Raw genomic sequence first — 21,537 nt, 5'->3', positions numbered from 1 at the left:
GTCAGGACGCCGAAACGGCCTCCGGCTTCTTCTGCTCGACAACCTGCCGTTCGTCACGGGTCTCGATCGGAACGCGGCGCGGCTTGGCCCTGTCGGCGACCGGGATGCTGACGGTCAGCACGCCGTTCTCGTAGCTCGCGCTGATGTGTTCGGTGTCGACGCCCTCGCCGAGCGACAGCTGGCGGAGGTAGGTGCCGGTGAACCGCTCGCTGGCGATCCACTGCACGTCGTCGGCGGACCGTGCGGTGCGCTCCGCCTTGATGGTGAGAGTGTTGTTGTCGACGCCGATGTCGACCGATCCCGGGTCGACGCCGGGCAGGTCGGCGTGCAGGACGTAGTGGTCGCCGGCCCGGTAGAGGTCCATCGGCATGAACTGCGGCGTGCGCATCGAGGATGCCGGCACTGCCGCCAGCCGGGACGCAAGGCGATCGATATCACGGAACGGATCGAATCCCAGCACAGCAACCACCTCCTGGACTCCGAGGTGCCCGCCACCCTGGCGGGCGCCGTTTCAGCTGTGCGAAGTCAATTCTAGCACTCGGGCGAGGAGAGTGCCAAGACCCTCTCCGTAAGAATTCGAGCGAGAAGTGCTGCGCGGCAGTGTGAGTCGCGCCGAATGCGTCAGCGAGCCAGCCATGCGCTCGGATCGTCGATGACGTCGGCCAGGACCGTCGAGGCCGCTCCGGTCAGGGCGGCATCGTCGCGGATCGTCGCGGCGCTCACCTGCAATCCCGACCACGGCGCGGACAACACCCGGGAGCGCAGGGAGTCGTCGATCGTCGGGATCAGGAAGGGTGCCAATGAGGCGTAGATGCCGCCCAGGACCACGTTCTCGACGTCCATCAGGTTGATGGCGTTCGCGACGGCGGTGCCCAGCGCCCGGGCGCCGCCGGCGAGTGACTCCAGGGCGGCGGGGTTCCCGTCCTCGGCTGCCAGTTGCAGGTCGCCGATCGGCCGGTCGAGGTCGAGCCCCGCGGACCGCATCAGTGCGTCCTTCCCGGCGTACTGCTCGAGGCAGCCGGTCGAGCCGCATCGGCACAAAGGCCCGTTGGGGTCGATGACGGTATGCCCGATCTCGCCGCTCCAGCCGTGCCGGCCGCCGAAGACGGCGCCGTCGACCACCATCGCGCCGCCCACCCCGACCTCGCCGGAGAGGTACAGGAAGGACAGCCGACCGGTGGGCCGCAGCGCGTCGGCCTCCGCGCGGGCGGCGAGGGTTGCCTCGTTGTCCAGCCGGATCCGCACGTCGGCCGTCTCCGGCCGGGTACGGAAGTGCTCGACGACGTCCACGTCGCGCCACCCGAGGTTCGGGGCCAGCCGCAGCGGGCCGTGTGGCCGGTCGACCAACCCGGGGACGGCGAGGCAGCTGCCCGCCATCCGGATCCCGTCCGGGAGCTGCCCGGTCACCTCCCCGTACAGCTCCGAGAGCCGACCCAGCACCTTCGCGGGGTCGCTGCCGCGGAAGTCGGCGGACTCCACCCGCCGGCTCAGCACCGCGCCGGACAGGTCCACCACGCGCAGGCCGAGGTAGTCGACATTGACCTCCATGCCGACGGCGGCCAGAGTCTTCACAGCGGGGACCAGGGGAACCGCGGGTCGACCGGCCCGCTGAGACATGACCGGGGGGAGCTCGGCCACCAGCCGGGCGGAGATGAGCCGATCGGCCAGAGAAGAGACGGTTGCCCGGGTCAGACCGGTGGCGAGGGCGATGTCGGCTCGCGATACCGGGGTCTGCGCGTCGATGATCAACCTCAGCACGAGGCCGAGGTTGTGCTCCCGCAGGTTGGCCTGGCGAATAGCGGAAGCGCCGAGGTGTGTAGACCGGCGGGAGGGCATGGGTTGACCTTAGCGGTCCGATAGGATAAGTTCACTCAAACAACAAATCAGACACCGACGAAGGAGTCTTGTCATGGTTGCTGCACCCACCCCGGAAGATCGTTTTTCATTCGGTCTGTGGACCGTCTCATGGCAGGGCCGGGATCCGTTCGGTGACGCCACCCGGCCCGCGCTCAACCCGGTCGAGGCCGTCGAGAAGCTGGCCGAGGCCGGCGCATGGGGCGTGACGTTCCATGACGAGGACGTCGTTCCGTTCGGTTCCGATCCAGCCACCCGGGACAAGCTGCTCGGCGCGTTCCGCGACGCCTGCTCGAGCAACAACATCACGATCGAGATGGTCACCACCAACCTGTTCACCCATCCGGTGTTCAAGGACGGCGGCATGACGTCGAACGACCGTTCGGTGCGCCGCTTCGCGCTCCGCAAGGTGCTGCGCAACGTCGAGCTGACCGCGGACATCGGCGCCAAGACGTTCGTTATGTGGGGTGGCCGCGAGGGCAGCGAGTACGACGGGTCCAAGGACCTCAACGCTGCGTTCGACCGTTATCGCGAGGCCGTCGATACCGTCGCCGGCTACATCAAGGACAAGGGCTACGACATCAAGATCGCCCTCGAGCCCAAGCCGAACGAGCCGCGTGGCGACATCTTCCTGCCGACCGTCGGCCATGCACTCGGCTTCATCGCGCAGCTCGAGCACGGCGACATCGTCGGGCTGAACCCCGAGACCGGGCACGAGCAGATGGCCGGCCTGAACTACACGCACGGCATCGCCCAGGCGCTGTGGTCGGACAAGCTCTTCCACATCGACCTCAACGGTCAGCGTTCGATCAAGTACGACCAGGACCTGGTCTTCGGGCACGGCGACCTGCTGTCCGCCTTCTTCACCGTCGACCTGCTGGAGAACGGCTTCCCGAACGGTGGACCGAAGTACACCGGTCCGCGGCACTTCGACTACAAGCCGTCCCGCACCGAGGGCTTCGACGGCGTCTGGTCGTCGGTCCGGGCGAACATGGCGACCTACCTGCTGCTGAAGGAACGCGCGCTGGCCTTCCGCGCCGACCCCGAGGTGCAGGAGGCGATGGCGGCCTCCGGGATCACCGAGCTCGCCGCCCCGACACTGTCCGCCGGTGAGTCGGTCGCCGACCTGTTGGCCGACGAGTCCTCCTTCGAGAACTTCGACGCAGAGAAGGCCGCCGCGCACTCCTTTGCGTTCGTGCATCTGAACCAGCTGGCGATCGAGCACGCCCTCGGCGGTCGCTGAGTCCTTTCGCAACGCCCGTCGGAACTGTTCGAAGTTCCTCGAGAACCGTTCCGGCGGGCGCTGCGTACCCCCTGATGAGCCGGTCAGCGCGGCGCCACGGGGCGTCGCACGGCTCCACCCACAGGGGGTCATGTCATGGCATCAGTCAGCAACCTCAACCTGTCCGTCGTCCGTGATGTCGCGAACGCGGAGATCACCATCGAGTACGACATCGTCTGGAGCAACTTCGACCAGCTGACGAACCTGCCGTACGTCGACAGCTTCCGGTTGATCGAGGACGACACCAGCCAGGACGGGGACAACCTGCCGCTCGGCGACGACCCGGTCTCGCTGACCCAGCTGACCTTCGTCCTGCCGATCAGCTCCAACGGTCAGGCCGTCACCCACCGGACGAAGACCACCACACTGCCGTTCGCGAACCTGAACAAGGACGACAGTGCGGGCAACACCGATGACGAGATCCGCGCCGTCGTGACCCTGACGCCGCGGCTGCCGGTGGAGACCAGCCGGGAGAGCAACCTCGTCACCGTCACCGCTTGATCCTGCTGATTCCTGTACGGCCGCACCCGGGCCGGTCTGCCTCCGGCGGCCCGGCTCGGGTTGGTCGCTGTCCGGGTCAGCCGCCCACCGCCACCGGCTCCTGGAGTTCGGTCACCCACGACGAGAGATCCTCGCCGATCTCGATGTACAGCTCCCGGTTGTAGCCGGTGGACCGGTAGCCGTTCGCGTCGATCCACCTGGCCAGTGTCTGCACGGTTCCCATCACGTCATCCATCGAGCCGCGATGGACAATCGTTGCGGCCGAGATGATCTCGGGTAGGTCGGTGACGGAGAAGTCGCCCGCTGTTGTCTCTGCGCGGACCGGCAATGTCGCGTGCACGATGATGTCGCCGTCGTTCCCGTCCTCGTAATACGCGATGGGCGAACCGACCGGGGTGACGCCCGCCTTCGCCAGTCGCCCGATGAGCTCTTCGTACAGCGGCTTGATCACCGGGCTGATGAATTCCGGGGCGAAACCGGCCGCGGTGGCCGTCAGTTCCGCGACCGTGACCGCCGGGATCGTCTTGATCTGGATGTCGTCCGCTGGCATGGTGCCCTCCTGTTCGATGATGTGAAGCCGTGCCTCAACCTGCGCCAATCTGGCTGCGTCGTGGGCGATCTGGGATTGCAGCTGCGCTCGCCGCAGCCGCAGCATCCCGTGCAGTTCCTCCGCGCTGACCGCGTCGTCGAGGATGGACTGCACCTGGAGCAGGGTGAACCCGAGCTCCTTGAGCGCGACGATTCGATTCAGCCTCGACAACTGCGCCGCGTCATACGACCGATACGCCGTCGCTGCGTCCACGTGCGCCGGTCGCAGCAGCCCGACGGTGTCGTAGTGCCGCAGCATGCGCACCGACACCCGGCCGTGTCTGGCGAACTCGCCGATGCTGAACATGGCACAGGTATACGGGCTGACACCGTGTCAGGGTCAAACTCAGCTTTCCTGCAGATGTGTGGCGTTGGTCCAGGAGGCGAGAAGGGCCAGCGCGTCGGCGCTCCGGGATGCCGGCTCGGCCGCGTACAGGGTGAGGGTCAGACCGGGTTCGGACAGCAGATCCATGCTCTCGTAGGCGAGATTTAGCTCGCCGACCGTGGTGTGGTGGAACTGCTTGCTGCCCGCGCCGTGCAGGCGGACATCGTGCCTACCCCAACGGCGGCGGAAGTCCTCGCTCAGCGTCGACAGCTCGCCGACGAGATCGTGCATGCTCCGGTCGTGCGGGTCACGCCCGGCTTCTGTGCGCAGGATGGCCACACAGGTATCGGCCGCGGTGTCCCAGTCGGGGTAGAAGCGGTGGGAGTCCTGGTCCAGGAACGTGTAACGGGCGAAGTTGGGGACCTCACCGGTGGCCCGCTCGTAGAGACTGGCGTGCATGGCGCGGCCGAGTTCGTTGGCTGCCAGCAGGTCCATCCGGCCGTTGCGGACGATGGCCGGCCCGCGGAACGAGTCCAGAATCCACAACAGGGTCGGGTGGGGAGTCCAGGCCGGCCGGTTGCGTCGCGTCGAGCGCAGGATCGCGCCCGACCCGTTGGCGGCCTGCGCCAGGTGGAGCAGGTGGGCGCGTTCGGCGTCATTCAGGTGCAGGGCCCGGGCGATTGCGTCCAGGACAGAGGGGCTGACTCCGGCCAGGACGCCGCGTTCGAGTTTGGCGTAGTACTCGACGCTGACCCCGGCCAGCGCGGCGACCTCTCCACGGCGCAGGCCCGGGACCCGCCGCTGCCCGACGTCGGGCAGACCGACGTCGCGGGGGGTCACCTTCGCCCGTCGGGTGGTGAGGAACTCGCGGACCTCGGCTCGGTTGTCCATGTCGACAACGGTAGGGCGCGGCCGGCCGGCGAAGGGTGCCCTGTCGGTACACGTCACGGCAGGGACTTCTCCGGACGGTCCGGTCGCCGTGGAATGGAAGCACCACACCACATCCACGCCGAAAACCATGGGCCGCTGTGAACCCTCGGTCCGCGAACGGAGATCCCCCAGCGATGCACGTGACCACGCCGGTCCGCATGACCAAGGCCGTCCTCGCGACGGTAATTCTGGTCAGCACGATCGCTCCACTGGCCACCGACATGTACGTACCGGCATTCCCGCAGGTCGGCACGGACCTCGCCGGCACCGCAACCCAGGTGCAGCTCACCTTGACGACCTTCTTCATCGGAATGGCACTGGGCCAGCTGATCGGCGGACCCGTGTCGGATGCCCGTGGCCGCCGTGGCACGCTGCTGCTGGCACTGATGGTGCTGACCGTGGCGTCCATCGCCTGCGCCTTCAGTCCGTCGATCACCGTGATGATGGCGGCACGTTTCGTGCAGGGCCTCAGCGGCGGGTGGGCGATGGTCACGGCGCGGGCGATCATCATCGACCTGTCGCACGGCCCGCAGCTGGTTCGCAGGCTGAACCTCGTCGCCGGCGTCGGCGGTATCGCGCCCATCGTCGGCCCGCTGATCGGCGCGGTGATCCTGCAGGTGTCCAGCTGGCGGGTGTCGTTCTGGGCGGTGGCCGCACTCGGCGCGCTGATGCTCGCGGCCGTCGTCGTCGGAATCCCGGAATCGCTCCCCGAAGATCGACGTCACCGGGGCGGCCTGACCGAGCTCGGCCGCACGACCCGGCAGGTCGTCGGACAGCGCGGCTTCGTCGGCTACCTGATCGTGATGGCCTTCTCGATGGGGATCACCTTCGCCTACGTCGCCACCTCGGCGTTCATCCTGCAGTCGATGAACGGGTTGTCGCCCATCATGTATTCGATCGACTTCGCCGCGAACGCCGTGGGCCTGGCCCTCGCCACCCTGCTGGCAGCGCGGCTCGCCGGCCGCGTCCCAACCCGCATCGTCATCACCGTCGGGCTTGCCGTGACCGGCGCGGCCGGGCTCCTGCTGCTGGTCGGCGCGCTCTGGTGGGGCACCCCGCTCGTCGTCGCCCTGGTGGCGTTCTTCCTGCTGATGAGCGCACAGGGCCTCGTCGGCCCGAACGCCGGAGCGCTGGCCTCGGCCCAGGTGCCCGAGCACCCGGGCACCGGTTCCGCTGTCCTCGGATTCCTGCAGTGGTGCATGGCCGGCGTCGTGGCGCCCATCGCCGGCCTGGGCGGCGAGCACACCGCGGTCCCGATGGCGCTGATCATTGTTGTCCTGGTGGGTATCTCGGTGGCCGCGCTGTTCGGCCTCACCCAGCAGGAATCGCCGAGCGAGGAGCACGCCCTGGCCGGCCGCTGACTTTCCGTCCCCTCCCAACGAAAGGCTCCATCACCATGCGCGCAGTTCTGATGCACGGCCCCCGCGACGTCCGCGTCGAGAATCGTCCCGACCCCGTCCTGCTGGCGGCCACCGACGCGATCATCAGCGTGTCGGCCGCCTGTGTCTGCGGGTCAGATCTGTGGCCCTACCGCGGCACCGACCCGATCAGCGAACCGACACCGATGGGCCACGAATACGTCGGCGTGGTCCAGGAGATCGGCGACCAGGTCAAGAACGTCGCGGTCGGCGACTTCGTGGTCGGGTCCTTCTTCGCCTCCGACAACACCTGCGAGATCTGCAGGGCCGGCTACCAATCACGCTGTGTCCACGCCGAACCCATGGGCAGCATCGGCACCCAGGCCGAACTCGCCCGCATCCCGCTGGCAGACGGCACCCTGGTGGCCACCCCGGGCCGGCCCGACGACGACCTGATCCCGTCGCTGCTGGCCGCCTCGGATGTGCTCGGGACCGGCTGGTTCGCCGCCGTCGCCGCCGAGGTCGGCCCCGGCAAGACAGTTGCCGTCGTCGGAGACGGAGCCGTCGGCCTGCTCGCCGTGCTGGCCACCCGACAACTGGGCGCAGAACGGATCATCGCCATCAGCCGGCACCCGGACCGGCAGGCTCTCGCGCGGGAGTTCGGCGCCACCGACATTGTCGAAGCACGCGGCGACGAGGGCGTCGACGCGGTCAAGGAACTCACCGCCGGTCTCGGGGCGCACAGCGTCATCGAAGCCGTCGGCACCCAGGAATCGATGATGCAGGCGATCCGCTCCACCCGGCCCGGCGGGCACGTCGGCTATGTCGGCGTCTCCCACGACGTGCAATTGCCGGGCGAGGAGCTGTTCTTCAGCGGTGTGCACCTGCACGGCGGGCCCGCGCCGGTCCGCAGATTCCTGCCCGAGCTGATCGGCCTGATCTGGGACCGAAAGATCAACCCCGGCAGCGTCTTCGACCTCACCCTGCCCCTGGAGGACGCCGCCGACGGCTACCGGGCCATGGACGAGCGCCGGGCCACCAAGGTCCTGCTCACCCCGTGAGCCGGTGAGCGAAATGAGACGCGGGTTTCTTCCCACCTTGTTCGCAGGCATCTCGACCGCCGCGCTGCTTGCTGCCTGCGGTTCCAGCGGATCTGGCTCACCGGTGACAGGTACCGGCACGAACTCGACGCCTGCGGTGGCATCCCCGTCGACCGATACCTCGACATCCCCGTCGGATCGGTCGGCGCCAGGCACCATCACCGTCAGCATCGGTTCGGCCCAGTTCCCGGCGACGCTGGCCGACACGGCGACGGCACGGGCGTTTGCCGAACGACTGCCTCTGACGCTGGACATGGCCGACGTCAACGGCAACGAGAAGGCGTTCGAGCTGGCCGATGCCCTGCCGGCAGATGCAACGATTCCGGGCACCGTACGTCGTGGGGACCTCATGCTGTACGGCTCCGATACGGTCGTGCTGTTCTACGAGTCCTTCGACGCCTCGTACGCCTACACGCGAATCGGCCGGTTGGATGCCCCGGATTCGTTGGCCGGGGTGCTGGGTGCCGGCGACGTCACGGTCTCCTTCGCCCAGCAGTAGCAGCCCACCTCGATGATCGGGTGCGGCATGAAACGGCGTCATCCCAACGACACGATCCGAGTGGCATCAACCTGTGGAGGAAGACAGTGAAGATCACCCCTAGTTCCGGCCAGAGCGGCCGGGGTCCCGCCGACTGGTTCACCGGCACCGTCTTCATCGACACGGTCCGGAACCCCGACGACCAATCGGCCATCGGGTGCGCCCATGTGCGCTTCACCCCCGGTGCGCGCACAGCGTGGCACTGGCACCCCAAGGGGCAGACCCTCTACGTCACCGACGGGATCGGACTGGTCAACCGGCGGGGTGGCGAGCCGGTCGAGATCCGACCCGGTGACGTGGTCTACATCGAACCGGGTGAAGAGCATTGGCACGGAGCCACTCCCGACCGGTTCATGGCCCATCTGGCTGTGCAGGAAGCCGACGATCAGGGCCAGGTCGTGACCTGGCTCGACCACGTGACGGACGAGGAGTACAGCTCCCGGCCGTAGCGCCGGTGGGTCGTGCGGTCCGCCGCTTCTGTCGTTGGCGCTGCTCTTGCTGCAGCGTGAGCGGGGCGTTGCCGGCGAGCGTGACGGACCATTGCACGAGCAACGCCCCCACAGGGACGCCCGCCCCCACTGACCAGCATCACCCAGCGTCCACTGAACCCCTCCCTCGCACATATCGCGCAGCACCCCGCCGGTCGTGCGGCAGAGGTTCAGCCGAAGCCTCCACTCACCGCCGGATCCTGGTTGACCCTCGGGCGGCGGCAAGTCCTCGGCAGACGGGTGAACGGACATCGCCGTTATCGATTCGTGACCCAGGGGCCTTGACGAATACTTTTGTTCGCCAGATACTCAAATCCATCGAAGCGCTTCGACGATGAGCCAGCAAGACCGGCAGTCTGTCGAAGCCCTTATGTTGACGGTGATCTCGATAAGATCCCGCTCGACGACGAGATTCGGCTCGTGGGACGACCTGGAGTTTCCGTCCCGCGCAGGCCAAATCGAAGCGCTTCGACGAATGACATGAGGTCCCTCGGCTGACCGAGACCCCGGCACTCGGGGGACGATGCACCAGGACCATGCAGTAGCAGGCAGCAGCACGAACATCACGGTCACTGACGACGGAGGAGGCGAGATGGCCACCATGCAGGACGTTGCCACCCTTGCTCAGGTCTCCATCAGCACCGTGTCCTACGCCATCAACAACACCCGCCCCATCTCCGCGGCCACCCGCGAGCGCATCGAGCGGGCCATGGCCGAACTCGACTTCCGGCCGAATGCGATGGCCCGCGGCCTGGCCAGCAGGCGCAGCAGGATCATCGCCCTGACCTTCCCCGGCATCGAGAACAGTCTGGGCAGCACCGTGATGGAATTCGTGACCAGTGCGGCCGAGGCGGCGCGGTCGCGCGGATACCACCTGGTCGTCTGGCCCTACGCGCCGTCCCGGGCGGACGAGATGTCGGAGATGAGCCGCGACGGCCTGACCGACGGTGTGATCATCATGGAGGTTCGACGTGATGACCCACGGGTCCGGGTGCTCGACGCCGCGGGCGTGCCGCTGACGATGATCGGGCGAACCGACGATGCGGGCGACAGCCGTTCCGTAGACATCGATTTCGACGCCACCACCGAGGACGCGGTCCGTCACCTGGCCGAACTCGGACACCGGAACATCGCACTGCTGAACCATTCCGCGGCGAGTCGGGACAACGGCTACGGACCGACACTCCGTGCGCGCAGCGGATTCGACGCGGCAATGCGGCGGCGGGGATTGGACCCGGTGACGATCTGGTGCGCAGAGACGCCGGCGGCTGGTCGGGTCGCGGCCGCCGACCTGCTGCGTGACCATTCCGAACTCACCGCCATCGTCGCGATGAACGAGAACGCCGTGATCGGTGCCGTCACCGAGATCACCAGGCGTGGAATGACAGTGCCGCAGGACTTCTCGGTGCTCTCGATCGTCTCGTCACCGATGGTGGCTGAGATGGTCCAACCCCCCTTGACCACCCTGCACTCGCCCGGCGCCGAACTCGGCCGGCTCGGTGTGCATTCCCTGCTCGACCAGCTCGACGGGCGGCAACCGGTCGGTGGACCGGTTCTGCTGCCCTGCCGATGGGAGGCCGGCCAGAGCACTGGTCCGGTCCCGCCGGATCCTCCGGCCAGACTGACGCGCACGACCCGGCGTCCGACAGAACCTCATCCCCGACCAGATCACCCCCGCGCGAAGACGTAACCCCGCAACCAGCCTCACCCGAAACCGGACCGGATGCAGCACCCCGACCCGGCGTACCCGCACGCCTTCACGGCCGACCCTTGCCCTTCCCGTCCCCAACCGGCTCCACGATCCGTGAGCCGTCCCTACCCCCTGGAGGAACCCATGAGACCGAACCGACGACGAGCCGGCTGGGTAGCAGCTGTCGCAGCGCTGTCCCTGACATTGGCCGCCTGCTCCGGCTCCAGTGACTCCGGAACGGCAGCATCCGATTCTCCTGAATCCGGGACGCTGAAGCTCTGGCATTACGAGAGCGCGAACGGGGCAATGGGAATCGCCTGGGACAAGGCGATCGAGATCTTCAAGGAACAGCATCCCGGGGTGACCGTCGACTTCGAGCGCAAGGCGTTCGAGCAGATCCAGCAGAACGCGGGCATGATCATCAGCTCCGATGAGGGCCCGGACATCATGGAGTACAACAAGGGGAATGCGACCGCGGGACTCCTCGCGTCACAGGGCCTGCTGACCGACCTGAGCGAGCAGGCCACCACCCGGGGCTGGGACCAGAAGTTGCCGCCCAGCCTGCAGACCACCGCCCGGTATGACGAGAAGGGCGTGATGGGCTCCGGGAATTGGTATGGAGTTCCCAATTACGGCGAGTACGTCATGGTCTATTACAACAAGGACCTGTTCGAGAAGAATGGCATCACGGTGCCGAAGACGCTGGACGAGATGACCTCCGCGATGGACACCTTCGTCGCCGCCGGGACCACACCGTTGTGCATGGCGGGCGCCGAGTATCCCGCCGGCCAGCTCGCCTACCAACTGGCGCTGACAAAGGCCGACCGGCAGTTCGTCGACAACTACCAGCTGTATGCCAACCCGGTTGATTTCTCGCAGGACCCACTCCAGTACGGCGCCGACACGTTCGACGCGTGGGTCAAGAAGGGCTACATCTCCAAGGAGTCGGCCTCGCTCAAGGCAGAGGACATGGGCACCGGGTTCATCGGCGGCAAATGCGCGATGATCGTTTCCGGAAGTTGGTGGTACGGAAGGTTCACCGACGAGATCACCAAGTTCGACTGGGGCACGTTCCTGTTCCCGGGAACGAAGCTGAGCCTCGGCTCGTCGGGCAATCTGTGGGTCGTCCCCGAGGCGTCGAAGAACAAGGAACTGGCGTACGACTTCATCGACATCACGATGAGCCCCGAGGTCCAGGAATTGCTGGGCAACAGCGGCGGAATCCCGGTCGCCGCGGACCCGGCGAAGATCACCGACCCGAAGAACCAGGAACTCATCGCCAACTTCAACACCGTCACAGCGGCTGACGGGCTGGCGTTCTACCCCGACTGGCCGGTGCCCGGGTACTACGACGTGCTGGTGTCCGGATTCCAGTCGCTGATCAACCAGTCCAAGACCCCGGACGAGGTGCTCCAGCAGATCGCCGGTCCGTACGACGAGGGCGTCGAGACCATCAAGGCCGGCTGACCGCATCACCTGGTGCCGCGAACGCACGTCGCCACAGCCGGTGCCATCGCTCTCGCCGTGTGCGCGTTGCTCGCCCTGCAGCGGGCGGAACGCGCACACGGCGGGGGTGGCCGTCACACGATCACACCTCGAGGGAGCCCCGAATGTCCGACATTGCACCGCCATCCGGCACCGTCCAGCTCGACGACTCCCCGGCAGCGCCGCCCACGTCGAGGCCGGCGGGACGGACGAACAAGAGCGTCGGCTTCAGTTCGCGGCCGTATTGGTGGTACCTGCTGCCGGGTGGGCTGCTCTTCGCGGCCATCATCATCGGACCGCTGATCTACAACGTCTATCTGTCGCTGACGAAATGGTCGGGCGTCGGGCAACCGAGGTTCATCGGCCTGGACAATTACGTCAAGCTGATGGGTGACGCGGTCTTCTGGGAATCCTTCAAGAATTCCCTGGCCATGATCGTCGCGATGGTCGTCATCCCGACGTTGATCGGCCTGCTGCTGGCCTCCGTGCTCTTCGATTATCTCGGGAAGCGTTTCGGCGGTTCCAGTGTGAGCGTGCTACGAGCGGTCTTCTACCTCCCGCAGGTGCTGCCCGTCGTGGTGGCCGGAATCGTCTGGGGATGGATCCTCCGCCCGGACGGTGCCTTCAACGCCTTTCTCGACATGGTCGGGCTTCAGGGGTTCACCCGCGACTGGCTGGGCGACCCGAACACCGCACTTCCGGTCGTGATGCTGGTGATGGTCTGGGTCCAGATCGGTTATCCGGTGGTGATCTTCATGTCCGCGTTGCAGCGGGTGGACCCCGAGATCTACGAGGCGGCCGAGATCGACGGAGCCGGCTACTGGGCGAGGTTCCGGGCCATCACCATCCCGCAGATCAAGCCGGAGACGTTCGTCGTCGCACTCACCTGCACCATCGCCGCGTTGAAGGTGTTCGGGCCCATTTACGCGCTCACCAGGGGCGGTCCGGAGAACGCGACCAACGTGCCGTCGTACTTCGCGTACTTCACTTTCTTCAAGAAGCTGAATGTGGGCTACGGCGCGGCCATCGCCACCGTGCTCACCCTGATCATCGTCCTGGTTGCCGCCGCCATCATGCGCTGGCAGGCCGCCAGCGAGCGTAAGGAAGTGGGCTGACATGAGTGTCCCCGTCATTCACCCCGCGCAGGCGGAGATCGATTCCGCCCAACGCCGGACCGACGAGCGGGCGCTGAAGGCCCGCGACCGGTTCCACCGCGGCACCGGCCGCTGGGTCGTCCTGGTGCTCGTGTCGGCGGCGGCGCTGCTCATGCTGATCCCGTTCGTGCTGATGGTGCTGAATGCGTTCAAGTCGCCGGCGGACTATTCCAACAACGGCCCGTTGAGCTGGCCGACCGAGTTCTACACCAAGGGCCTCGTGACCTACTGGACCCAGGTCAATTACCCACAGAAACTGTGGAATTCCACCTTGATCGCTGGTGTGGTCGCCGTGGCGGCCGTGCTGATCTCGCTGCTCAACGCCTACGCGATCGGCGTCGGGAAGGTGAAGGGCCGGCTGTGGATCGTGGCGCTGTTCCTGCTGGGCAACATGCTGCCGCAGGAGGCGCTGGTCTATCCGCTCTACTTCTTCGCGAAGGAGGTCGGGCTGTACAACACCCGACTGGCGGTGATCATCATCTTCACCGTCATCCAGAGTGCCTTCGGAACCTACCTTCTCGCGTCGGTATTGGGCACCTTCCCGAAGGCGCTGCTCGAAGCGGCGGCCTTGGACGGCGCCTCCCGCTGGCAGATCCTGTGGAAGGTGGTCTTCCCGATCGTCCGGCCGACCCTGTCCGTGCTGCTGATCTTCTTCTTCATCTGGACCTGGAACGAGTTCTTCATTCCGCTGGTCATGCTCATCGACAACGCCACCCAGACCATTCCTGTCGCGCTCGCATCCCTGCAGGGTGACCGATTGATGGACGCACCCACCACCAACGCCGGGGCGCTGATCAGCCTCATCCCGGCCGTCATCTTCTTCTTCATCTTCCAGCGGACGCTGACCCGGGGCGTCACGGCCGGCGCGATCAAGTAAGCGGCCCCGAATCCGCGCCAAGCGCCCCCCAATCCGCTGTTGATCATGGCAATACTCTCGCTCCCGCCTGCGTGTCGTCGGTGTGTTGCGCGAGTTTTGCCATGATCAACGCCCCCCACGAGTTCGCTTTCACCACTCGACCCGCTCCCGGCGGCAACCCGGCGGCGCACCCGCTCACCCAGCACACTCGAAGACTCACCGAAAGGGACGGCCATGAAGTTCAGCGACGGGTACTGGCACGTGCGGGAGGGCTTCGACGTCCAGCATCCCGCCCACGTGACCGAGGTGAGCGCGGACGAGCGGTCGCTCACTGTGCTCGCCCCGACCAAGGTGATCACCTCCCGCGGCGACACCCTCAACCGGCCGACCGCGACGATCACCCTCTCGTCCCCGGCGGCCGACGTGATCAAGGTGCGGGTCGAGCACCATGCCGGCGGCAGGGAGCCGAGCCCGCAGTTCGCCCTCCCGGGCGCCGACGACCCGCACGTCAGGATCGAGATCACCGAGGACGAGGCACGGCTGACGTCCGGTCATCTCTCCGCACGGGTGCGCAGGGGGCCGGGCTGGCAGCTCGACTTCCTGGACGGCGGCGGCCTTGGGCAAGAGCGCGTGTTGACCTCCAGCGGGCCCAAGACGATCGGGCTGGCGACCGGACCCAACGGGTCTCCCTACGTCTTCCAGCAGCTCGCCCTCGATGTCGGCGAGAAGGTCTACGGCCTCGGCGAGCGGTTCGGGCCGGTGGCGAAGAACGGTCAGCCGGTGGACATCTGGAACGCCGACGGCGGCACCAGCAGCGACCAGGCCTACAAGAACGTGCCGTTCTTCTGGACCACCCGCGGCTACGGCGTCTTCGTCAACCACCCGGAGGAGGTCTCGTTCGAGATCGGCTCGGAAGCCGTCTCGCGCAATCAGTTTTCGGTGCACGGCCAGTTCCTCGAGTACTTCGTGGTGCACGGACCGACCCCGAAGCAGATCCTGGAGCGGTACACCGCGCTGACCGGCCGGCCGCCCAGGGTGCCGGACTGGTCCTTCGGGCTGTGGCTCTCGACGTCGTTCACCACCGATTACGACGAGAAGACCGTCAGCAGCTTCATCGACGGCATGGCCGAGCGGGACATCCCCCTGAGCGTCTTCCATTTCGACTGCTTCTGGATGCGCGAGTTCCGCTGGTGCGACTTCGAGTGGGACCCGGAGACGTTCCCCGAGCCGGAGGCCATGCTCGCCCGGCTGAAGGACAAGGGGCTGCGGATCTGCGTGTGGATCAACCCGTACATCGCCCAGCGATCGGCGCTGTTCGACGAGGGCAAGGCGAAAGGTTACCTGGTCACCCGGCCGGACGGCAGCGTCTGGCAGTGGGACCGCTGGCAGGCCGGCATGGCGCTCGTCGATTTCACCAATCCCGCTGCGGCGCAATGGTATTCGTCCCATCTGGAGCGTTTGATCGACCAGGGCGTGGACGCCTTCAAGACCGACTTCGGCGAGCGCATTCCCACCGATGTCGTCTGGTCGGACGGATCGGACCCGCAGCGGATGCACAACTACTACACGCAGCTGTACAACCGGACCGTCTTCGACCTGCTCGAACGACGGCGCGGCACGGGAGAGGCCGTGCTGTTCGCGCGGTCCGCCACGGCCGGCGGCCAGCAGTACCCCGTGCACTGGGGCGGCGACTGCGATTCCACCTACGCCTCGATGGCCGAGACGCTGCGCGGCGGGCTGTCGCTGGCGGCCAGCGGTTTCGGCTACTGGTCGCACGACATCGGCGGCTTCGAGGGCACTCCGGACGCCGGCGTGTTCAAGCGCTGGCTGGCCTTCGGGCTGCTGTCCAGCCACAGCCGGCTGCACGGGTCGGGGTCGTACCGCGTTCCGTGGGCCTTCGACGACGAGGCGGTCGAGATCGCCCGACGGTTCACCCGGCTCAAGATGTCGCTGATGCCCTACCTCGCCGGGGCGGCACGCCAGGTCGAGCAGTCCGGGACACCGATCCTGCGCCCGATGGTCGTCGAGTTCCCGTACGACCCCGCGACCGAGCATCTGGACACCCAGTACATGCTCGGCGACTCGCTGCTGGTCGCGCCGGTCTTCACCGCGGACGGGATGGTGCGGTTCTACGTTCCCGACGGCACCTGGACGCACCTGCTCGACGGGCACACGGTCAGCGGGCCGCGGTGGGTCACCGAGCAGTACGGGTTCGACTCCGTTCCGGTCTTCGTCCGGCCCGGCGCCGTCATGCCCGTCGGCCGGCGGGACGACCGTCCGGACGTCGACCATTCCGACGGCGTCGCCCTGCAGGTCTTCGACACCGGGTCGCTGACGGCGGCAACCGTTGACGTCCCAGGCGCGTCGGGCGGTCCCGGTTCGAATTTCGACGTCACCAGGGAGGGCGACACGGTGACCGTCACCCGGATCGCCGGCACACAGCCCTGGTCCGTCGTGCTGCCGGAGGGCACCGCGGTCCTGTCCGTCACCGGCGGTGAGGCCGCGGGCGATGACCTGTCGACCACGGTGGAGCTGGGCAGAACAGGTTTCAGGGTGCGGGCCGTGTCGGATACGGTCGCCATCACCATGACGCCCGGCTCGACGGCGGCATCCGTACCGGAAGAGGAGTCCCCCCGATGACCAACCCGCAGCGTGCCTTTCCGAAGGACTTCCTCTGGGGGTCGGCCACCGCGTCGTACCAGATCGAGGGCGCCTTCGACGAGGACGGGCGGACCTTCTCCATCTGGGACACCTATTGCCGCACACCAGGAATGGTGCTGAACGGCGACACGGGTGACGTCGCCGACGACCACTACCACCGGTGGCCAGAGGACGTCGCGCTGATCAAGGAGCTCGGCCTGCAGGCCTACCGGTTCTCGCTGGCCTGGCCCCGCATCCAGCCTGGCGGCACCGGGGCCTTCAACCCCAAGGGCCTCGAGTTCTACTCGCGGCTGGTCGACGCGCTGCTCGAAGCCGGTGTGCAGCCGGTAGCGACGCTGTACCACTGGGATCTCCCGCAGGAGTTGGAGGACGCCGGCGGCTGGCCCAACCGGGAGACCGCCCTGCGGTTCGCCGACTACGCCGGACACGTGGCCAAGGGCCTGGGCGACCGCATCTCGCTGTGGACGACCCTGAACGAGCCCTGGTGCTCGGCGTTCCTCGGCTACGGCGCCGGGGTGCACGCGCCGGGCCGGAAGGAGCCGCTCGCCGCGCTGCAGGCGGCCCACCACCTCAACCTCGGCCACGGTCTCGCGGGCCGGGCGATCCGTTCCGTGCTGGGTGAGACCACTCCACTGTCGGTCACCCTGAACGTCCACGTCACCAGGCCGGACAACCCCGAGTCCGCGGCCGACCGGGACGCGGTCCGGCGGCTGGACGCGGTCGGGAACAGGATCTTCAGCGGCCCGATGCTGGACGGCAAGTACCCGGAGGACCTGATCGCCGACACGGCGTCCGTGACCGACTGGTCCTTCGTGCAGGACGGCGACGAGGCGACCGCGGCGGTGCCGTTGAGCGTCCTCGGGATCAACTACTACTCGACCTCCCGGGCGCGGCAGTACAGCGGAGAGGGACCGAAGTCGCAGGCCGACGGGCACGGGGATTCCGATGCCAGCCCGTGGGTCGGCGCGGACGACGTCGAGTTCCTTCCGCAGCCGGGCCCGCACACCGCGATGGGCTGGAACATCGACCCGAGTGGCATGACGGAGCTGCTGACCGATCTGGGTAGCCGGTACCCGAACCTGTCGCTGATGATCACCGAGAACGGCGCCGCGTTCTACGACGAGGTCGCCGCTGACGGCCGGGTGCACGACGTGGACCGGATCTCCTACCTGCACGGTCACATCGACGCGGTCGGGAAGGCCATGGACGCGGGCATCGACGTCCGCGGCTACTTCCTCTGGTCGCTGCTCGACAACTTCGAGTGGGCCTGGGGCTACGACCGCCGGTTCGGCATCATCCGCGTCGACTACGACACCCAGGTGCGGACGGTCAAGGATTCGGCCCGCTGGTATGCGCAGCTGATCCGGACCGGGCAGTTGCCGCCGGTCGATGCCGTCGACGCGGTGGAGACGGATTCGGTCGACGCCTGACCGATGATTCCGCCGGCTCGCGGCTGTCGGACCTCAGTGGCACGGTGATGCCGGGATCAACCGTGCGCTCCCGAGGAGGTCGACGCGAGATGGCCGAAGTGGTGCTGTTGATCGGTACCCGCAAAGGACTGTGGGTGGCGCGTTCGTCGAACGACAGAACGGCGTGGGAGCTGGATCCACCGACGCTGAAGATGGAAGAGGTCGCCGCGGTCGGCGTGGACCCGCGGACGGCGAAACCCGGCTCCCCGCCGCGGCTGTTCGCCGGCAGCACCAGCTACGTCTACGGCACCCGGCTGCTGCACTCGGACGACGGCGGCCGGACCTGGGTGGGCCACCCCGCCGACGCCGTTCGCTTCCCGGAGCGCACCGGCACGACGCTGGCGCGGATCTGGCAGATCACCCCCGGGTACCAGGAGGGCGAGATCTGGGCCGGCACCGAGCCGTCGGCACTGTTCCGGTCCGTCGACGGCGGCGAGACCTTCACCATGAACGACGGCCTGTGGGACCACCCGCACCGCGAGAGCTGGGCTCCGGGCGGCGGCGGTCAGGCCATCCACACCGTCCTGCCGCACCCGACCAAGGCTGACGACCTGCTGGTCGCGATGTCCACCGGCGGCGTCTACCGCAGCGGTGACGGAGGCAGCAGCTGGGAGCCGCGGAGCAAGGGCATCAGGGCGGACTTCTTCCCCGACCCGATGCCCGACCACGGCCAGTGCGTGCACAAGGTCGCGCGCAACCCCGCGGACCCCGACCAGCTGTTCGCCCAGAACCACGGCGGGGTGTTCCGCAGCGACGACGCCGGGCTGATGTGGTCGGAGATCAGCGACGGCCTGCCGGCGTCGTTCGGCTTCCCGGTGCTGGCCAATCCCCATCGGCCGGGCACCGTCTACGTCTTCCCACTGGTCGCCGACATCGAGCGGTTCCCGCCCGGCGGTGCGATGGCCATCTGGCGCTCGACCGACGCCGGCCAGACCTGGCATCCGTTGACCGACGGTCTCCCGCAGTCCGGGGTCTACACGGCGGTGTTGCGTGACGCCGCGTGCGTCGACGACATCGACAGCACCGGCATCTATTTCGGCACCAGATCGGGATCGGTGTACGCCGGGATCGACACCGGCGACACCGCGCACTTCAGCTGCATCGCCGACAATCTGCCCGACGTGCTGTCGATCCGGGCCGCGACGGTGGGCTGACGCCCGTGGGGACTCCGCGGCTGTATCGACTGCACCGCTACGCGGCGGCGACACCCGGGAACGACTGCGCGGCGGTGCCCAGGATGTTCGGCCAGGAACCCAGGATCGCGGAGCTGCCTGGCGCAGCGAGCACCGACCAGCGGGGCAGGCCGTCGGCGAATGCCTCGACGGTGCGCAGTGTGGTGCCGGTCTCGTGCTTGCCGTGCCAGAGGTTGACCGGGACCCGGATCGGGGTCGGGTCCACCACCCACTGCGGCGGTCCTGCGGGTCGTGCCGGTGCGGTCCAGGCCTGGTTGATCTGCGCGGCGTCCGCGGCGACAGCGTCGCGGAAGTCCGCCTCGCGCCAGCGATCCCCCAGCACCTGCGCGGCGACGACGTCGAGCCGGTCGAGCATCCTGGACCAGGTGGCCTCGTCGCTCAGGTCTGCGCCCTTGCCGGCCGTGCTGACCCAGGCCGAGAGCGGGCCGGCCCAGCTGCGGGCGTGCCGCTTGCCGAACGGGTGCCGCAGGCCGCGGCGTTCGGCGGTGGTGCCGGGCAACCGGACCGAGACCGCGGACACCGACGTGACCATGGCCGGGTAGCGGGCGGCGAAGGCCAGTGCGTCATCGGCGCCCTGACCGATGCCGATCACGGCGACCCGTCCGACGGCCAGCGTCTCGACCATCCGCCGAAGATCCTCGGCCGGCTGTTCGCCGCCGCCGAAGCCGATGGGGTCGGACATCCCGATGCCAGGGCGGTCGATGGAGAGCAGCCTGATGGCCGCCGGCAGCGCGCTGTCGTGCAGCAGCCAATCGGGTGCGAGGCGGGACGACGCGGTGTCCGGGATCAGCAGGCAGGGCAGGCCGCGGACGCTGCCGTACTCGGCCCACGCCATCGCCCGGCCGTCCGGCAAGCGCAGAGCACCGTGCGGCGACCGCTCGGCGAGCGGGAGGAGGATGTCGTCGTCATCGAACACGTCCGGCTGGATGCGGTCCTCGTGCAGCGCCGTCATCGTTCTTCCTCGCCTGGTCGGTCGTGGCCCGCCGTGTCGACGCACGGTGAACAGACCGCTTTCCTTCACTGACATTCCGCAGATCCCCCCGGAGAGTGGCGCGGGAGCGCACACGACTCACAGCACATTTATATGCCGTCAGGAGGTCTCCTGGTGCCGTTTTGATACCGATTCGTGATGTGACGATTTGGTGACGACGGATCAACATCCTGTCACATTGCGTGACGACGTCGTTCACCCGGCTAATAGATGGTCGCTGGGTGAACAGTCGGTGACGTCAGCCGCGTTCGGTGTTCCGCTGATCGCGCCAGCTCACCCATTTCGCGACATCGGACAGGTCGTAGTCGGGCCCGGACGTGCTGATGGTGAACTGCGTGAAGCCCACGTCCACCAACGCATCCGCGGCGTCGGTGCCGGCGCTGGGCGCCGAGGTCGACCGCTCGATCTCATCCGGGTCGCGGTCCTGGGTGGCGCAGTGCTCGGCGAGCACCGCCGCCTTGTGCCGCAACGTATCCGGGCTGCCGAAGACATGCCAGATCGACGCGTGCCGCGCGACGAACTTCAGCGTCTTCCGTTCGCCACCACCGCCGATCAGGATCGGGATCGCACGGGTCGGCAGCGGGTTGAGCTGCTCGAGACGGGAATCGATCCGCGGCAGGTACTCGCCGAGCAGGTTGAGCCGGCTCCCCGCGGTACCGAACTCGTAGCCGTACTCGTCGTAGTCCTTCTCGAACCAGCCACTGCCGATGCCCAGGATCAGCCGGCCGCCCGAGATGTGGTCGACGGTGCGCGCCATGTCCACCAGCAGATCGGGGTTGCGGTAACCGCCACCGGTCACCAGCGCGCCGATCTCGACCCGCTCGGTCTGTTCCGCCCAGGCGCCGAGCATCGTCCAGCACTCGAAGTGCTTGCCGTCGGGGTCGCCGTTGAGTGGGTAGAAGTGGTCCCAGTTGAAAACAATGTCGACCCCGAGATCCTCGGCGCGGAGGACGGCGTCGCGGATCTGGCTGTAGTCGGCGTGCTGCGGCTGGATCTGGATGCCGAGGCGAATCGGCCGGGGAGGAGTCGTCATCCGACCATCGTGCCAAGCCCGCGAGCGGGCACGGCGGGGGA

The 21,537-nt window shown here is 67.6% G+C and carries 19 protein-coding genes; 13 read left to right on the top strand and 6 right to left on the bottom strand.

Annotated elements, in window-relative coordinates:
• Position 1: 1 nt before the first annotated feature.
• Both ACVBEQ_RS01855 and ACVBEQ_RS01850 read right to left on the bottom strand, forming a co-directional pair.
• A complete protein-coding gene (locus ACVBEQ_RS01855) occupies positions 2 to 460 on the bottom strand; it encodes an Hsp20/alpha crystallin family protein (protein ID WP_447151702.1) in 459 nt (152 codons plus the stop codon).
• Positions 461 to 621: 161 nt separating this feature from the next.
• Entirely contained in the window at positions 622 to 1,836 is a 1,215-nt protein-coding gene (locus tag ACVBEQ_RS01850) for an ROK family transcriptional regulator (RefSeq protein WP_447151701.1), read from the bottom strand.
• A gap of 73 nt (positions 1,837 to 1,909) precedes the next feature.
• On the opposite strand from ACVBEQ_RS01850, the gene xylA reads away from it, so the two are divergent.
• Together xylA and ACVBEQ_RS01840 are read left to right on the top strand one after the other, a co-directional pair.
• Complete coding sequence (gene xylA, locus ACVBEQ_RS01845) at positions 1,910 to 3,097, top strand: xylose isomerase (protein WP_447151700.1); 1,188 nt, start codon at positions 1,910 to 1,912, stop codon at positions 3,095 to 3,097.
• Between the two features lie 135 nt (positions 3,098 to 3,232).
• The gene (locus ACVBEQ_RS01840) at positions 3,233 to 3,637 is read left to right on the top strand and encodes a hypothetical protein (protein WP_447151699.1); all 405 of its coding nucleotides are present in this window, start codon (positions 3,233 to 3,235) and stop codon (positions 3,635 to 3,637) included.
• A gap of 76 nt (positions 3,638 to 3,713) precedes the next feature.
• Here the strand turns inward: ACVBEQ_RS01840 and ACVBEQ_RS01835 are convergent, their stop codons facing one another.
• Positions 3,714 to 4,532 carry a MerR family transcriptional regulator gene (locus ACVBEQ_RS01835; protein ID WP_447151698.1) on the bottom strand — a complete coding sequence of 273 codons (819 nt, stop codon included), beginning with the start codon at positions 4,530 to 4,532 and terminating at the stop codon, positions 3,714 to 3,716.
• Between the two features lie 39 nt (positions 4,533 to 4,571).
• Positions 4,572 to 5,441 carry a helix-turn-helix domain-containing protein gene (locus ACVBEQ_RS01830; RefSeq protein WP_447151697.1) on the bottom strand — a complete coding sequence of 290 codons (870 nt, stop codon included), beginning with the start codon at positions 5,439 to 5,441 and terminating at the stop codon, positions 4,572 to 4,574.
• 197 nt (positions 5,442 to 5,638) lie between these two features.
• Between ACVBEQ_RS01830 and ACVBEQ_RS01825 the strand changes: the two genes are divergently transcribed.
• The 11 genes from ACVBEQ_RS01825 to ACVBEQ_RS01775 all read left to right on the top strand — a co-directional run bounded on the left by ACVBEQ_RS01825 (position 5,639) and on the right by ACVBEQ_RS01775 (position 19,433).
• Positions 5,639 to 6,841 (top strand): multidrug effflux MFS transporter, encoded by a 1,203-nt coding sequence (locus tag ACVBEQ_RS01825; RefSeq protein ID WP_447151696.1) that lies wholly within the window; start codon positions 5,639 to 5,641, stop codon positions 6,839 to 6,841.
• Positions 6,842 to 6,876: 35 nt separating this feature from the next.
• Positions 6,877 to 7,899, top strand: coding sequence for a zinc-dependent alcohol dehydrogenase family protein (locus tag ACVBEQ_RS01820; RefSeq protein ID WP_447151695.1), 1,023 nt, complete (start codon positions 6,877 to 6,879; stop codon positions 7,897 to 7,899).
• 13 nt (positions 7,900 to 7,912) lie between these two features.
• Entirely contained in the window at positions 7,913 to 8,437 is a 525-nt protein-coding gene (locus ACVBEQ_RS01815) for a cyclophilin-like fold protein (RefSeq protein WP_447151694.1), read from the top strand.
• An 86-nt stretch (positions 8,438 to 8,523) separates the two neighbouring features.
• The gene (locus ACVBEQ_RS01810; protein ID WP_447151693.1) at positions 8,524 to 8,925 is read left to right on the top strand and encodes a (R)-mandelonitrile lyase; all 402 of its coding nucleotides are present in this window, start codon (positions 8,524 to 8,526) and stop codon (positions 8,923 to 8,925) included.
• 631 nt (positions 8,926 to 9,556) lie between these two features.
• Positions 9,557 to 10,654: a LacI family DNA-binding transcriptional regulator gene (locus ACVBEQ_RS01805; RefSeq protein WP_447151692.1), complete on the top strand. Its 1,098-nt coding sequence runs from the start codon at positions 9,557 to 9,559 to the stop codon at positions 10,652 to 10,654.
• Between the two features lie 144 nt (positions 10,655 to 10,798).
• The gene (locus ACVBEQ_RS01800) at positions 10,799 to 12,121 is read left to right on the top strand and encodes an ABC transporter substrate-binding protein (RefSeq protein WP_447151691.1); all 1,323 of its coding nucleotides are present in this window, start codon (positions 10,799 to 10,801) and stop codon (positions 12,119 to 12,121) included.
• A gap of 143 nt (positions 12,122 to 12,264) precedes the next feature.
• The gene (locus ACVBEQ_RS01795; RefSeq protein ID WP_447151690.1) at positions 12,265 to 13,254 is read left to right on the top strand and encodes a carbohydrate ABC transporter permease; all 990 of its coding nucleotides are present in this window, start codon (positions 12,265 to 12,267) and stop codon (positions 13,252 to 13,254) included.
• A 1-nt stretch (position 13,255) separates the two neighbouring features.
• Complete coding sequence (locus ACVBEQ_RS01790) at positions 13,256 to 14,170, top strand: carbohydrate ABC transporter permease (RefSeq protein WP_447151689.1); 915 nt, start codon at positions 13,256 to 13,258, stop codon at positions 14,168 to 14,170.
• Between the two features lie 213 nt (positions 14,171 to 14,383).
• Positions 14,384 to 16,789 carry an alpha-xylosidase gene (yicI, locus tag ACVBEQ_RS01785; RefSeq protein ID WP_447151688.1) on the top strand — a complete coding sequence of 802 codons (2,406 nt, stop codon included), beginning with the start codon at positions 14,384 to 14,386 and terminating at the stop codon, positions 16,787 to 16,789.
• Complete coding sequence (locus tag ACVBEQ_RS01780; protein ID WP_447151687.1) at positions 16,786 to 18,240, top strand: GH1 family beta-glucosidase; 1,455 nt, start codon at positions 16,786 to 16,788, stop codon at positions 18,238 to 18,240. The genes yicI and ACVBEQ_RS01780 overlap by 4 nt, the downstream gene beginning before the upstream one ends.
• 89 nt (positions 18,241 to 18,329) lie before the next feature.
• Positions 18,330 to 19,433, top strand: a complete 1,104-nt coding sequence (locus ACVBEQ_RS01775) for a WD40/YVTN/BNR-like repeat-containing protein (protein WP_447151686.1) — start codon at positions 18,330 to 18,332, stop codon at positions 19,431 to 19,433.
• A gap of 37 nt (positions 19,434 to 19,470) precedes the next feature.
• Here ACVBEQ_RS01775 and ACVBEQ_RS01770 read toward each other — a convergent pair whose 3' ends face one another.
• Together ACVBEQ_RS01770 and ACVBEQ_RS01765 are read right to left on the bottom strand one after the other, a co-directional pair.
• Positions 19,471 to 20,424 (bottom strand): alpha/beta hydrolase, encoded by a 954-nt coding sequence (locus ACVBEQ_RS01770; RefSeq protein WP_447151685.1) that lies wholly within the window; start codon positions 20,422 to 20,424, stop codon positions 19,471 to 19,473.
• A gap of 277 nt (positions 20,425 to 20,701) precedes the next feature.
• The gene (locus ACVBEQ_RS01765) at positions 20,702 to 21,496 is read right to left on the bottom strand and encodes an LLM class F420-dependent oxidoreductase (protein ID WP_447151684.1); all 795 of its coding nucleotides are present in this window, start codon (positions 21,494 to 21,496) and stop codon (positions 20,702 to 20,704) included.
• Positions 21,497 to 21,537 lie beyond the last annotated feature (41 nt).

It is taken from the genome of Nakamurella sp. GG22 (genome assembly GCF_052976845.2).
Note: the sequence above shows the minus strand (reverse complement) of the source record. Positions and strands in the feature narration are given on the sequence as shown.

What these genes read in the sequence shown, in the direction of transcription:
- ACVBEQ_RS01775 (WP_447151686.1), top strand. Translation starts at nt 18,330, where the DNA reads ATGGCCGAAGTGGTGCTGTTGATCGGTACCCGCAAAGGACTGTGGGTG.
- ACVBEQ_RS01835 (WP_447151698.1), bottom strand. Translation starts at nt 4,532, where the DNA reads ATGTTCAGCATCGGCGAGTTCGCCAGACACGGCCGGGTGTCGGTGCGC.
- ACVBEQ_RS01850 (WP_447151701.1), bottom strand. Translation starts at nt 1,836, where the DNA reads ATGCCCTCCCGCCGGTCTACACACCTCGGCGCTTCCGCTATTCGCCAG.
- ACVBEQ_RS01790 (WP_447151689.1), top strand. Translation starts at nt 13,256, where the DNA reads ATGAGTGTCCCCGTCATTCACCCCGCGCAGGCGGAGATCGATTCCGCC.
- ACVBEQ_RS01820 (WP_447151695.1), top strand. Translation starts at nt 6,877, where the DNA reads ATGCGCGCAGTTCTGATGCACGGCCCCCGCGACGTCCGCGTCGAGAAT.
- ACVBEQ_RS01800 (WP_447151691.1), top strand. Translation starts at nt 10,799, where the DNA reads ATGAGACCGAACCGACGACGAGCCGGCTGGGTAGCAGCTGTCGCAGCG.
- ACVBEQ_RS01805 (WP_447151692.1), top strand. Translation starts at nt 9,557, where the DNA reads ATGGCCACCATGCAGGACGTTGCCACCCTTGCTCAGGTCTCCATCAGC.
- ACVBEQ_RS01815 (WP_447151694.1), top strand. Translation starts at nt 7,913, where the DNA reads ATGAGACGCGGGTTTCTTCCCACCTTGTTCGCAGGCATCTCGACCGCC.
- ACVBEQ_RS01780 (WP_447151687.1), top strand. Translation starts at nt 16,786, where the DNA reads ATGACCAACCCGCAGCGTGCCTTTCCGAAGGACTTCCTCTGGGGGTCG.
- yicI (WP_447151688.1), top strand. Translation starts at nt 14,384, where the DNA reads ATGAAGTTCAGCGACGGGTACTGGCACGTGCGGGAGGGCTTCGACGTC.
- ACVBEQ_RS01795 (WP_447151690.1), top strand. Translation starts at nt 12,265, where the DNA reads ATGTCCGACATTGCACCGCCATCCGGCACCGTCCAGCTCGACGACTCC.
- ACVBEQ_RS01770 (WP_447151685.1), bottom strand. Translation starts at nt 20,424, where the DNA reads ATGACGGCGCTGCACGAGGACCGCATCCAGCCGGACGTGTTCGATGAC.
- ACVBEQ_RS01825 (WP_447151696.1), top strand. Translation starts at nt 5,639, where the DNA reads ATGACCAAGGCCGTCCTCGCGACGGTAATTCTGGTCAGCACGATCGCT.
- ACVBEQ_RS01765 (WP_447151684.1), bottom strand. Translation starts at nt 21,496, where the DNA reads ATGACGACTCCTCCCCGGCCGATTCGCCTCGGCATCCAGATCCAGCCG.
- xylA (WP_447151700.1), top strand. Translation starts at nt 1,910, where the DNA reads ATGGTTGCTGCACCCACCCCGGAAGATCGTTTTTCATTCGGTCTGTGG.
- ACVBEQ_RS01830 (WP_447151697.1), bottom strand. Translation starts at nt 5,441, where the DNA reads ATGGACAACCGAGCCGAGGTCCGCGAGTTCCTCACCACCCGACGGGCG.
- ACVBEQ_RS01840 (WP_447151699.1), top strand. Translation starts at nt 3,233, where the DNA reads ATGGCATCAGTCAGCAACCTCAACCTGTCCGTCGTCCGTGATGTCGCG.